This is a genomic window from Sandarakinorhabdus sp. (genome assembly GCF_031422795.1).
GTDB lineage: Bacteria > Pseudomonadota > Alphaproteobacteria > Sphingomonadales > Sphingomonadaceae > Sandarakinorhabdus.
Map to the genome: position 1 here is coordinate 1 of NZ_JANPML010000132.1, position 13,203 is coordinate 13,203.

A 13,203-nucleotide genomic window follows, 5' to 3' on the forward strand; every position below is an offset into this window, starting at 1 on the left:
CGCCAGATTGCCGCGGCGCTGCCCACCGCCTTGCAGGTGGAGATCGTCTCCACCGACGGCTTTCTGAAGCCCAACGCCGAACTCGAAGCCGCCGGCCTGTTGATGCGCAAGGGCTTCCCCGAAAGCTATGACGCAGCGGCCATGGCGGCCGCGCTGGCCGGGCTGAAATCCGGCCCCGTCACCGTGCCGTCCTACAGCCACTCGACCTATGATGTTGATCCGGCGGCCGCCCGCAACATCGCTGGCGCTGATATCGTGCTGGTTGAAGGCCTGGGCCTGGCGCCCGATGCCGCCGGGCAGCGGCCACCGCTCGACTATCTGATCTACATCGAAGCAGCGGAAGCCGACATCATCGCCTGGTTCAGCGATCGCTTCATGGGCCTGTGGCACGCTGCCGCCGATGATCCGGCCAGTTTCTATGTCCGCTTTCGCCAGATGAGCGAGGACGAAGCCCGGCAGTTTGCGCTGTCGATCTGGGCCGGCATCAACCGCCCCAATTGGCTCGATCATATCGCCCGCGGCAAGCCTGTCGCCGATATCGTCGTGGTGAAGGCACTGGATCACAGCCTGTCGGCCTGAAGCTTGTGGCGCGGGGGAATTCCCGCGCAGAGCCGTAGTCATTGCCGCACGGGATTTCCTTGAGTCCGCAACAGGTTTAGGGGCCGTGCTCTGCGACCGCCCCCATCACAGGAACGCCCCCTTGTTCACTCGTCTTGCCTTGATGCTGGCGTCCGCTCCGGCCGTTGCCGCCTTTGCTCAGCCGGCGCCGGCGCCGCAGCAGGTGGCGCAGGCCATGCCGGAAGATGATGAAACGATCACCGTCACCACCACCAAATTGCCCGGCCAGGTGGTGGGCGACATCAAGCCCGAAGTGGTGTTCGGCGCCCAGGAACTGCGGGCATTGGGCGCTGGTTCGATCACTGATATTCTCGCTCAAATCGCGCCGCAAACCCAGTCCGGTCGTGGCCGCGGCGGCGGCATGCCGGCGGTGCTGCTGAACGGCAAGCGCACATCGGGCTTTGCCGAAATCCGCAATATCCCGCCCGAAGCCATCGCCCGCGTGGAAGTGCTGCCCGAAGAAGTCGCCCTGAAATATGGTTTCCGCGCCGATCAACGCGTCATCAACTTCGTGCTGCGCCCGCGCTTCCAGGCGTGGACTGGCGAAGTTGACGTTGGCGGCCCCACTGATGGCGGGCGTTTTTCGACCGAGCTGGAAGTCAATTTGCTGCGGCTCAGAAACGGCACCCGCACCAGCATCGAAGCCGAATATCAGATCGACACGATGGTCACCGAAGCCGAACGCCGCATCACTACCCCGGTGCAGAGCCGGCCGTTTGCGCTCGATGGCAATGTCTCTGCACTGATAACGGGCGCCGATGTGGTTCCGGGCCGCAGCGTGCTCGGCGTTCCGGCCGGCGTGACCAGCCCCACACTGGCCCAGTTCGCCGCCGCACCGATCAACAGCACCGATATCCGCCCGTTCCGCAGCCTGTTGCCCGACAGCCGCACCGCCAGCCTGAATGGGACGATTGCCGGCAACCTTTCGCCCACCATCGGCGGCACGCTCACCGGTGGTATCGAGCGGACGCTGACCGAAAGCATGCAGGGCCTGCCATCGGCCAGTTTCAGCCTGCCGGCCGGCGGCGCCTTCTCGCCTTTCGCTGGTCCGGTGCTGGTCAACCGCTATGCCGCCGATCCGCTGGGGCGCTTTGGCGATAGTTGGAACAGCCGGCTGGGCACCGTGCTCGACGGCAATGTCGGCAAGTGGCGCTGGAACCTTACTGGCAACTGGAACCACGCCGAAAATCGCAGCCGCATCGAACGCGGTATCGATGTGATCGCGGTGCAAAGCCAGATCAGCGCTGGCACGCTGTCACCCTATGGCAATGGCCTGTTCGGCGGTGCCACGCTGACTGACACGGCCACCAGCATCAGCGACAATCTCAGCCTCGATCTGCTGTTGAACGGCAGCCTGCTGCAATTGCCTGCTGGCCCGCTGGCGGTGGCGCTGAAATCCCAGGTGCAGCATCTGGCGCTGGATGCCACTGCCGTGCGCGCGGGCCTGGCGACAGCCGCGCAGTTGAGCCGCACGCAGGGCAATTTCCAGGCCAATTTCGATCTGCCGCTCACCTCGGTGCGGGATAATGTGCTGCCGGCGCTGGGCAAGCTGACGCTGAATGGCAATATCGCAGCTGATACGCTGTCGGATTTCGGCACGCTCATCACCTGGGGCGCCGGCCTGAATTGGGAGCCTGTCACCGGTTGGGCCTTCATCGCCAGCTTCACCCGCGAACAGGGGGCGCCCAGCGTGGGCCAGTTGGGCGATCCCGCCATCATCACGCCCAACGTGCGGGTGTTCGACTTTATCCGCGGCGAAACGGTGGACATCAGCCGGCTGGACGGCGGCAACCGCAATCTCGCCAACGACACCCGCCAGGTGTGGAAGCTGGGCGCCAATCTGAGGCCGTTCGAGAGCACCGATCTGGTGTTCAACGCCAATTATATCTGGTCGCGCATCGATGATCCGATTGCGTCTTTCCCCACTGCTACCGCCGAACTGGAAGCCGCCTTTCCGGCTCGTTTCACCCGCGTCAATGGCCGATTGACCGATATCGACAACACCCCGGTGAATTTCGATTATTCGCAGCGCCAAGAACTGCGCTGGGGCTTCACACTCACCCAAACGCTGAAGCCCGGCAAGGCCGAAGCCGCCGAAGTGCAGAAGCGCATTGCCGAAACCCGTGAGAAGGCCAGGGCCGCTATCCAGTCTGGCCAGCCGTTGCCGCCAGAGATCCGCGCCCTGTCGCGCAATCCCTATGGCTTCACCCCCGGCCAACGCCCACCCAATGCTGGTAGCGCTGCTGGCGGTCCTGCTGGTGGCCCTCCCGGTGCAGCAGCCCCTGCTGCCGGCGGTCCGCCTGCCGGTGGCCCGCCCAGCGGCGCTGGTGGCGGCTCTGGTGGCGGCTTTGGTGGTGGTCGCGGTGGCGGTGGCGGCCCGCCGCGCGGTTTCCTCGATGGCCGGGTGCAATTGTCGCTGTTCCACACCTGGACGTTCCAGAACGAGATCGGCATCCGTCCCGGCCTGCCAGTGCTTGATCTGCTGAACGGTTCGGCCATCGGATCATCTGGCGGCGCGCCGCGTCATCAGATCGAAATGCGGTTGGGTGGCGCCCGGCGCGGCATTGGCGGCAGTCTTGGGGTGAACTGGCAATCGGGCACGTCGGTGCTCGTCGATCCGTCGGGCGCGACCCAGTCGCCGAATGATCTGTTCTTCTCTGGTCGCACCACGGCCAACCTCAGGCTGTTTGTCGATCTGGGTCAGCGCGTGGACGTTGTGCGCAAGGTGCCTTTCCTGCGCGGCAGCCGCGTGTCCTTGCGGGTCGACAATCTGCTGAACGATCGCATCAACGTGAAGAACCGGCTTGGTGCCGAGCCCATTGGCTTCCAGCGCGACCAGCTCGATCCGCTGGGCCGCACGGTAACGCTGAGCTTGCGCAAACTGTTCTTCTAGGCCGTTCGTGCCGTCGCCCTGTCGTGCCAGGCCTGCAGATTGCTGGCCTCGGCCGGCAGTTTCAGGCCAATCCAGCCGGCGAAATCGACGATGGACAACAGGCTGATATCGGCCAGCGTGAAGCGGTCCCCGGCCAGCCAGTCGTGCCCGGCCAGCTGCGCATCGAACCAGCCCATCATCATCATGGCCTGGGCTTTCGCGGCATCGCCCATGCCCGGCACCTGGCTGATGATCTTGGCGGTGAGCGGGTGGCCGTGCTGCCAGAACAGGCCCACCGGTGTGCCGATCCCGGTTTCCACGCGCCGGATCCACATGTCGGTTTCGGCGCGTTCAAACGCTGTCTTGCCAATCAGCGGAGGTTCGGGGTGCAATTCGTCCAGATAGCGGCAGATGCTGACCGTTTCGGCGATCACCCGGCCATCATCCAGCTCGAGAAACGGCACCTGCCCGCGCGGGTTCAAGGCCACCACGTCGTCTGATTTATGTTCCCGTGCCATCAAGGAGACCATCTTCTCCTCGATGCTGATGCCCTTGACCTTCAGGAACAGCCGCACCCGGCGCGGATTGGGGGCGGGATCAGGGGCAGACCAGAGCAGCATGCGGGTGTCTCCTTTGATTGACCGGACAACGTTGCACGCGGCCGGGTTTCGCGGCAAGGGCTGGCCATGCTGCCCATCATCCCGGAAACCATCGCGCATCTGGAATCGCTGGACACGCGCCTGCGCTGGCTGTCGGCGTGGACGATCCACAACGCCAATCATCTGCGGGAAAGCCGCGACGGTGTGAAGGTGGGTGGCCACCAGGCCAGCTGCGCCAGCATGAGCAGCATCATGGCCAGCCTGTATTTTGCCGCGCTCGGCCCCAATGATCGGGTGGCGGTAAAGCCGCATGCCGGGCCGCTGTTGCACGCCATCCATTATCTGCTGGGCAGCCAGAGCCTTGAAAAACTCCAGAATTTCCGCGCGTTCGCCGGCGCGCAAAGCTACCCCAGCCGCACCAAGGACGCGATTCCGGTCGATTTCTCCACCGGCTCGGTTGGCCTGGGCGTGGCTATCACCGCCTTTGCCTCGCTGTTTCAGGATTATCTCGTTGCCCATGGCCGGCTCAGCCCGGCCGAAACGGGGCGCATGATCGCGCTGATGGGCGATGCCGAGCTGGACGAAGGCAATATCTATGAAGCGCTGATCGAGGCCTACAAGCACGACCTGCGCAACCTGTGGTGGATCGTCGATTACAACCGCCAGAGCCTGGATCACACCACCGCCGATCGCATGTTCCGCCGTTTCGACGACATCTTCGAAACCTGCGGCTGGCGGGTGATCACGCTGAAGCATGGTCGCCGGCTGGCGGCGGTGGTGGCGGGGCCGGGTGGCGCCGCGCTGGACACATGGTTCGATGATTGCCCCAACGCCGATTATGCCGCGCTCACCTATCAGGGTGGCGCGGCGTGGCGAGCGCGGCTGACGGCCGATCTGGGCCAGGCTGTCGCCCCGATCCTTGCGGCGCACGATGATGATGCGCTGGCGCTGCTGATGACCGATCTGGGCGGCCACTGCATGGCTTCGCTGCTGGAGGCCTATGCCCAGGCGGCCAGCGATGATCGCCCCTGCCTGATCATCGCCTATACGATCAAGGGCCGCGGCCTGCCGTTTGCCGGCCACAAGGACAATCACGCCGGCCTGATGACCCCCACCCAGATCGAAGGCCTGCGCGGGCAATTGGGCATCGCGGCCGGCCAGGAATGGGAAAAATGGGCCGGCCTTGGCGACAACCAGGCTGCTGCTCTGCAGGCTTACGTCGCTGCCAGCCCGGCCGCCACCCTGCCGCGTGACCGGCCGTTTGACGCGGTGCCGGTGCCGGCCATCCCGGCGCCAGCGGGCGCGGAGCAATCCACCCAATCCGCCTTTGGCCGCATCCTGTTCGATCTGGCCAAGGCCGGCGGGCCGCTGGCAGACCGTATCGTCACCACGTCCCCCGATGTCACCGTTTCGACCGGGCTTGGCCCGTGGGTGAACGCGCGCGGCCTGTTTCGCCGGCAGCAGATGCCCGATGTGTTCCGGCAGGCGAAAATCCCGTCCCCACAGAAATGGTCGGGGCAGGGCAGCGGGCAACATGTGGAACTGGGCATCGCCGAGCATAATCTGTTTCTGGTGCTCGCCGCCGCCGGGCTTGCCGCGCCCTTGTTCGGCACGCGCCTGATCCCGATCGGCACCGTCTATGATCCGTTCATCGCGCGCGGGTTGGATGCGCTGAATTACGGCTGTTATCAGGATGCGCGCTTCATTCTTGTCGCCACCCCGTCGGGCCTGACGCTCGGCCCGGAAGGCGGCGCCCACCAATCGATCAACCCGCCGCTCATCGCCATGGGCCAGCCCGGCCTGACTCACTATGAGCCGGCCTATGCCGATGAACTCGCCCTGCTGCTGCACCACGCCTTTGGCCATGTGCAGGCGCCAGACGGAGAGAGCGTCTATTTCCGCCTGTCCACTCGCAACATCGCGCAAATCCAGCGCAGCGGAACCGACTGGCAGGCCGGCGCCATCGCTGGCGGCTATTGGCTGCGCGAACCGGCACCGGGTGCAGAAGCCGCCATCATTGCGATGGGCGCGCTGTTGCCCGAAGCCGTGGCCGCGTGGGAGGCGCTGATCGACGACATCCCCGGCCTTGGCCTGCTGGCAGTGACCAGCCCCGATCTGCTGCATCGCAGCTGGCGCCAGGGGCTGGCTGAAGCCAGCCACGTCGCAACGCTGCTGTCACCGCTGCGTCCCGGTGCCCGCCTGGTCACCCTGTGCGATGCGGCACCGGCCAGCCTGTCGTGGATTGGCAGCGTCCACGGCCACCGCGTCGTGCCGCTGGGGGTGGATCGTTTCGGCCAGACCGGCGATCTTGTCGATCTGTTTGCCGCTTATGCGCTTGATGTCGATGCCATCATCACTGCCATGGCCACCGCTCTGCGGTAATCGGCCCGGCAGCCTGCGCTGCCGGACCGATTGCCTGTTCGACGTCGCGGTCAATTCTCGGTGATGAAATCGAAATCGGCCACCCTCACGCTGCTCGCCGTGCAATTGAACACCAGTTTGCGGGCGCCGCCGGGATAATTGGCCTCGATATCGGCATCAAAACGATACTGGCCGTCTTCCAGGCTGTCGATGGTCAGGTCCACCACACGCAGGCGATCGCCGCCGGTGGCCGCAATGTTGCTGGCGGCCTTTTGCAGGCACAAGCGATAGGCCGGGCGGGCAGCGGCGTCGATGGCGTCATCCATGGCCTCGATTGCCGCGGAACTGCGCGCCGGATAGGGCGATGAGCGCGGCGTGTTGCTGTTGTTGCTCGACAAAACGGCGATCAGGCCGGCCGCCACCACGACACCGCCAATGATCAGCGCGGTATCGTTGCGGCCATAGTTGTAATCGGGGTAATAGCCGCCGCTGCCATAGATGAACGTGCCTCGGCAGCCATTGCGCACCCATATGCCGCGCAGATCATAGCCCCAATCGCGGTTGAAGCGGCAGCGGCCACCATGGCGCCGTTCCAGCACGACGCGGCCATTGGTGCGTGCCGGGCAAAAGCGTTCCCCATAGCTCCACGATTCACAGCGGGTGCGCCTGGAAAAGCCACCGCCGCCCACCGGATGACGATAACCCCAGTTCAATCCCGGCGCGATGATCACCGGCGGCCGCATGCCGGGTGGCAGCGGGCGCGGTGGCAGCGGGCGGGGCGGCAACGGCCGGACTGGCGGCCGGACTGGCGGCCGTTGCAGCCCCGGCCGGTCCGGATAAGCCGGAATTGTGACCGGACGATCACTGCCGGGCCGGGTGGGGCGCTGCGGCTCGGGGCGTTGCACCTGTGGGCGTTGGGGGCGCTGCACCTGAGGGCGTTGCACCTGAGGGCGTTGCTGTTCCAAATTGGGCTGGCCAGGCAGGGCGACTGGCCGTTCGGGGCGCGCTGGCCGTTGCAGCATCGGCCGTGTTGCCGGGCGGGGCTGCGGTTCTTGCGCTGCCACCGGCACGGCCAGCAACGACAATATCACAGGCAGGGCGATCACCGCTTGCCAAAACCCCTGTGCCTGCTTGCCCATGCCAAAATCCCCCTGACAACCGTTATCCTGTACTGTCTACCGTGTTCAGTTCATCCGTCCACCCTGCAAGCAGTGTCACGCGCGGGCTTGCTCAATTGTGCAGCTTCACCTAGGGCAAGCCCAGATCGGGGAGTGGCGCAGTCTGGTAGCGCATCTGCTTTGGGAGCAGAGGGTCGCAGGTTCGAATCCTGTCTCCCCGACCATTTGTTCAATAAACAGCAAAATCAGTATCTTATGCGGCCTCTTGCGTTGGTTGGCGTAACCGCCTGACGCAACAGTTCACGTAACACCGCAGTGTTGATCCTGGCCTTCTGAAGGGGTCACAATCAACGCTCCAAGGGCTGCGATCATAGATTGCATCGTTACCCATGGGGACGAGCCGATCTGCAAGCTGCTGGCGCCAGAAATCCGATGGCGCCCCAACGACCGGCCACGCGCAGGTGGCCAAGCGCGATGATCCGGCAATCTTTCGGATAGAGCGCGGCTGGACTCTGTGCTCAGGATCGAGGTGCGGCGCGTGTTCGATCCTAACCTCGGTGTCTATGGCGGAGGCAAGATCTGACGACAAGTTGCTGCGCAAAGTCTTTGATGTTGCCCGCTGCCCGTTTGCACGTCCAATGCAAGCAATGGGGCTGGCCGGCGTTTTCCGGAGCAATCCTGTGTGCATCAGGCTCGAGTGAAGTTTTGAATACCCGACAAATGGCTATTGTCGCGTCCGCGATTAACTCGCTACCATCACAACAAGTGACAATCAGCCGATTGGGGGTCTGCCTGTCACGCGGGGGCGAGTATGCTTACGAAGAACTTCACGCGCTTGTTGGGTGCGGCCGTCAGTGTGAACAGCGGGTCGGCCAGCTTTGGCGTCAATGAGCGCACCACGGATGTGGCTTTTCTGACAGCAAGCGGTTTTGATCCCGGCGCAGTGTTGAGCTGGGTGATCGTGGGTGGCGCAGATTCGGCGCTGTTCGAGGTCGATTCCGTAACCGGCTTGTTGCGCTTCCGTTCTGCACCAAGTTTCGTTGCGCCCGCCGATGCCGGCGCCGACAATGTTTATGACGTGGTGGTTCGCGCCACCGACGGCACGCTGGTTGATGATCAGACGATCGCAGTCACTGTTCTCGACGCCTCCGATGTTTACACCGGCACAGCCGGCAACGATGTATTTGTGGCTCCCGATGCAAGCGACTGGGCGATTTCGGGGCTGGACGGCAATGACACGCTGACTGGCAACAGCGGCAACGACACCATCCTTGGCGGCACCGGCGACGATGCGCTCTATGGCGAAGGTGGCAATGACGTCCTTGACGGCGGCGCGGCTGGAAACTTCGACCAGGCTGGTTATCTGGTGCCGGGCGGCCTCACTGGCACCCTGCGCATCGTTTCGGGCACGGGCGTTGATGCGGGCAGGGCAATTGTGGAACGCGTTGATGGCGCCACCATCGAACGCCTGTTCATCATCACACGCACGGGCGACGGCAGCGGGACAGTTGAGGGCATCAACGCAGCAGCTTCGTTCGGTACCGACACGGCGATCAATATCGATCAAGTGTTTTTCGGCCTTGCCGGGGTCGGTACGGCTGGCGTGCGATTGTCGGTCAATGTTGGTGCCTTCAATGCCGCTGCCACGCCAACGGCCACCTATTTCGGCACGATCAGCGACGACACGCTTGATGCCAACATTGCTTATCCCGGCGTGCTTGCGACCCAGGCTGTCAATCTGTTCGGCTCCCTGGGAACCGACACGCTGATTGGCCATGCTGGCAACAACTACATGGAAGGCGGCCATGAAGACGATACGCTGACTGGCGGATTGGGCTTCGACAATGCCGGCTTTGCGCTTGTATTCGGCACCCCGGGCGTGCTGCGCGCGTTCGACGGCACGGGCGTGGACTCTGCTGCGAAATTGATCATGCGCCTTGATGCCAATGGCCAGGTGATCGAACAGGTTGCCCGCGTTGCCGCCAACCCCAATGGCACCGTCACCGTGACAACATCCGGATCTGCCAGCATGCTTGGCACTGATACGCTGTCAGGCTTTGAGGCCGTCAATTTCTACATCAGCGGCGGTATTGCCGGCAGCAATGCCTCGTTTCGAGTCGACGTCTCCACGGTTATCAACAGCGCCACGGTGTCGACCGTCAACGGATCGGCGCTGGGCGATGCCATCGATCTGGCACTGCTGTTCCCGGCTGCGGATGCCAGCGTGCTGCTGCAGATCAACGGCAATGCCGGCAACGACACCATTATCGGACGCACCAGCCCCGGAACCGACAATGCCAATTATTTCAACGGCACGGGCACGGGCAGCTTTGTTTGGAGTCTGGCCGATGGCACGGGGGCTGACTCCGGCAGGTTGCTGGTCAGCCGCACCAACGGCACGATCACCGAAAACTTGTTCCGCGTCTCGCCGCTGGCCCTTGGTGCAGCGACGGTGGAATCACTTGGCCCGCAAGTGGCGATCACCGGCATCGACAGCGTCACCAATGTCGAGAATCTCAACTTCAACGGCGGCGGCAGCAGCAACATCGGCACGTCCGTCCGGCTTGTCGCCTCGGTGGGTGCGATTTCGGGCAATTCTGCGCAGGTCAACGGCTCCGTGCTGGGCGAAACGCTTGATCTGAACGCGCTCTATGCCGGAAATCCGTTGTTGAACGCCAACATCAGCGCTGATCGCGGCGACGATACGCTGATCGGCAATGCCGGGGGCAATTATCTCGAAGGCGGGATCGGCATCGACAGCATCGACGGCGGCAGCGAAAACGATTCCGCCGGCTATCGCCTTCCCGCCGGGCTCACCGGCACGCTGCGCGCGGTGGCCGGTACCGGCGCCGATGTCGGGCTCTACTTCGTTGAACGTGTCGATGGCGCGGTGATCGAACAGGTGCTGCGGATCGAAAAATCCGGCGCCAACATAATCGTCACCGGGCTTGGCAGCGCGGCTGCACTCGGCACCGATACGCTTATCAACACTGAATCGCTCGACGTGGCGTTTGCCAACAATGTCGGACGGATTTTCGTCACCGTGGCCCCGCTCGCCTTTCCGGGCCAGAACGGCTTTGGCAACATCGAAGGGTCGGTGTTTGCCGATACGATCAACGCAGCGGCGTTGCTGCCGGGCGCGGGGGCGGCCGGATCGACCTATGTCAACGGCGGCGACGGCGACGACACCATTGTTGGCAACAGCTTTGCCGGTTTCATGGAAGGCGCTGCCGGCAACGACAGCATCGATGGCGGCGGCGGCGACGACAGCGTGGCATTCGCCCTTGCCGCCGGAACCACCGGAACTTTGCAGATCGTCGCCGGCACCGGCGCAGACGCGGGCCGCACGATTGTGCAGCGCGTTGACGGCGCGGTGGTGGAAGATGTGTTCCGCGTCACGCACATGGGTTCGGGCAGCGCCACCATCGAAGCACTTGGCAGTGCCGCATTACTGGGAACCGATACGGTGTCGCGCATCGGCGGCGTGACATTCCGCATTCAGAACGGCCCCGAAGCCTATCTCCAGATCGGCCCCAACAGCTTCACCGAACAGGGCGGTACCTGGGCCAGCAACGGCTCGCGCTTTGACGACGTGATCGACGTGAATGTGCTGCGGCCCGGCCTGCCCCCCGGCACCGGCTTCCGCATTTATGCCGACGCCGGCAACGACACGATCATCGGCGGCAGCGGCAACGACAATATCACCGGCAATGCCGGTACCGACGTCGTGATCTATGGCGGCGCGCGCGCCAGCTATACCATCACCCGCGACGCGCAGACCGCCAGCATCACCGTGACCGACAATCGCCCCGGCGCGCCGGATGGCAGTGATACGATCAATGGCTATGACGTTGAAACGCTGCGGTTTTCCGATGGCGATGTGGTGACAGCTAGCATCGGCGCGAACATCACCGGCACGGCTGGGAACGACCAGCTGATCGGCACGCCGGGTGCAGACATCATTGACGGGCTTGGCGGCGACGACAATTTCATCGCGGGTGGCGGCGACGATACGATGACCGGTGGCGCCGGCAACGACTATCTCAATGGTGGCGGTGGTGACGATGTTGCCGTGTATGCGGGCAACCTCGCCGATTACACGATCAGCTACTTCACGGGCACTACAAGCATCGTCGACAACCGCCTGGGCTCACCCGATGGCAGTGATTCGCTCAACGCGACGGTCGATCGGGTGCGTTTTGCCGACCAGACGCTGGTGCTGCCGGGCTCGCCAGGCGAGGAGATCAGCCCGATCGATTACAACCAGCCGGCGATCCTTACGGGTGGCGACGGCGATGACTCGCTCGGCGGCACCCAGTTCGGCGATACGCTGGATGGCGCCGGCGGTGACGACAATATCTTTGCCAGCGAAGGTGACGATATCGTTATCGGTGGCGCTGGCGACGACAATCTGATCGGATGGATCGGCAACGACACGCTCACGGGCGGCGCCGGCGCGGATGCGCTGTCTGGCAATGACGGCGACGACATCCTGATCGGCGGCTTTACGCCGGACATCGGCCCGCAACCCGGCGATCTTGGCGACGATCTCTACGGCGGCGCCGGTAACGACGTGTTCTTTGGCGGCGATGGCGATGATCGGCTGTTCGGCGAAGCCGGCAACGACGATATTCGTCCGGATGCCGGCAATGATTTCGTCGACGGCGGCGACGGCACCGACCTGGTGTCGTATCGTTTCAACGAATTCACGGTTGGTCGCACGCTGGATTTTCGCAATTTTGCTGCCACCACCAGCTTTACATGGGACGATGGCCGCGGCGGAATCGATCAGATTTCCAACGTCGAAACGTTGTTCACGACCGGCACTCTGGGTAACGACACCATTTTGGGTTCGCTATTCACAACGCCGTTCGGCACGACTGCCAATACCGCCCTTACTGGTTTTGCAAATATTCTTAACGGCTGGGACGGCAACGACAGTATTACGGGTGGCAATTTGCGCGACCGGCTTAGCGGTGGCCGAGATGACGACACACTGTTCGGCCTCGACGGCGATGACGATCTGGCTGGCGGGTCTGGCACCGACAGCCTAGACGGCGGCAATGGCACCGATACGGCCATCCTGACGGGGACCGTCCAGAATTATACCATCGTGCGGCTGCCTGGCGGAAATGTGCAGATCACTGATCTGCGTGCTGGCGGCAACGCCGACGGCGTCGACACGTTGACCAGCGTCGAACGCGTGTCGTTCACCGGCGGCGGTGTCACGGCCACATGGAACATCGTGAACACCATCGGCGACGACAATAACGAAGGCCTGTTCGGCGGCAGCGGCAACGATCTGATCGTCGGCAACGGCGGCAATGATTACATGAACGGTCGCGGCGGAACTGACCTCATTTTCGGCGGCGGCGGCCGCGATACCGTCGCTTTTGGCCTGCCGGTTGGCACGCCCGGTACCTTGCGCACCGTCGATGGCGCCAACCAGCAACAGATCCTGGTGCAGCACATCGTTGGCGGCGTTGCCGAAACAATCGCGCAGGTCGATTTCGCCGCAGACGGCTCCACCGCCACCATCGTCGGGCTCGGCAGCCAGGCAACGCACCTTGGCACGACCACGGTGCAGAACGTCGAACAGCTTGATTTCTTCATCGAGCAAGCGGGCGGCGGCCAG

4 protein-coding genes, 1 tRNA gene and 2 pseudogenes are annotated in these 13,203 nt (G+C 63.8%); 5 read left to right on the top strand and 2 right to left on the bottom strand.

Annotated features, from left to right (window positions below; all coding sequences use genetic code 11):
- Together RMO81_RS04910 and RMO81_RS04915 are read left to right on the top strand one after the other, a co-directional pair.
- Positions 1–579: pseudogene (locus tag RMO81_RS04910) on the top strand (hypothetical protein); the annotation flags it as partial.
- Positions 580–700: 121 nt separating this feature from the next.
- Entirely contained in the window at positions 701–3,511 is a 2,811-nt protein-coding gene (locus RMO81_RS04915; protein WP_310474646.1) for a TonB-dependent receptor, read from the top strand.
- On the opposite strand, the gene RMO81_RS04920 is transcribed toward RMO81_RS04915, so the two are convergent.
- Positions 3,508–4,110, bottom strand: coding sequence for a glutathione S-transferase family protein (locus RMO81_RS04920; protein ID WP_310474647.1), 603 nt, complete (start codon positions 4,108–4,110; stop codon positions 3,508–3,510). The genes RMO81_RS04915 and RMO81_RS04920 overlap by 4 nt on opposite strands.
- A 66-nt stretch (positions 4,111–4,176) precedes the next feature.
- On the opposite strand from RMO81_RS04920, the gene RMO81_RS04925 reads away from it, so the two are divergent.
- Positions 4,177–6,471, top strand: a complete 2,295-nt coding sequence (locus tag RMO81_RS04925; RefSeq protein ID WP_310474648.1) for a transketolase — start codon at positions 4,177–4,179, stop codon at positions 6,469–6,471.
- A 50-nt stretch (positions 6,472–6,521) separates the two neighbouring features.
- Here RMO81_RS04925 and RMO81_RS04930 read toward each other — a convergent pair whose 3' ends face one another.
- Entirely contained in the window at positions 6,522–7,193 is a 672-nt protein-coding gene (locus RMO81_RS04930; RefSeq protein WP_310474649.1) for a DUF3011 domain-containing protein, read from the bottom strand.
- Between the two features lie 522 nt (positions 7,194–7,715).
- Here RMO81_RS04930 and RMO81_RS04935 point away from each other — a divergent pair.
- Together RMO81_RS04935 and RMO81_RS04940 are read left to right on the top strand one after the other, a co-directional pair.
- Positions 7,716–7,792 (top strand) — tRNA-Pro (locus tag RMO81_RS04935).
- A 587-nt stretch (positions 7,793–8,379) separates the two neighbouring features.
- Positions 8,380–13,203 (top strand): annotated as a pseudogene (locus RMO81_RS04940) (hypothetical protein); the annotation flags it as partial.

Coding starts and splice junctions, on each gene's coding strand:
- RMO81_RS04930 (WP_310474649.1), bottom strand. CDS start 7,193: ATGCGGCCGCCGGTGATCATCGCGCCGGGATTGAACTGGGGTTATCGT.
- RMO81_RS04920 (WP_310474647.1), bottom strand. CDS start 4,110: ATGCTGCTCTGGTCTGCCCCTGATCCCGCCCCCAATCCGCGCCGGGTG.
- RMO81_RS04925 (WP_310474648.1), top strand. CDS start 4,177: ATGCTGCCCATCATCCCGGAAACCATCGCGCATCTGGAATCGCTGGAC.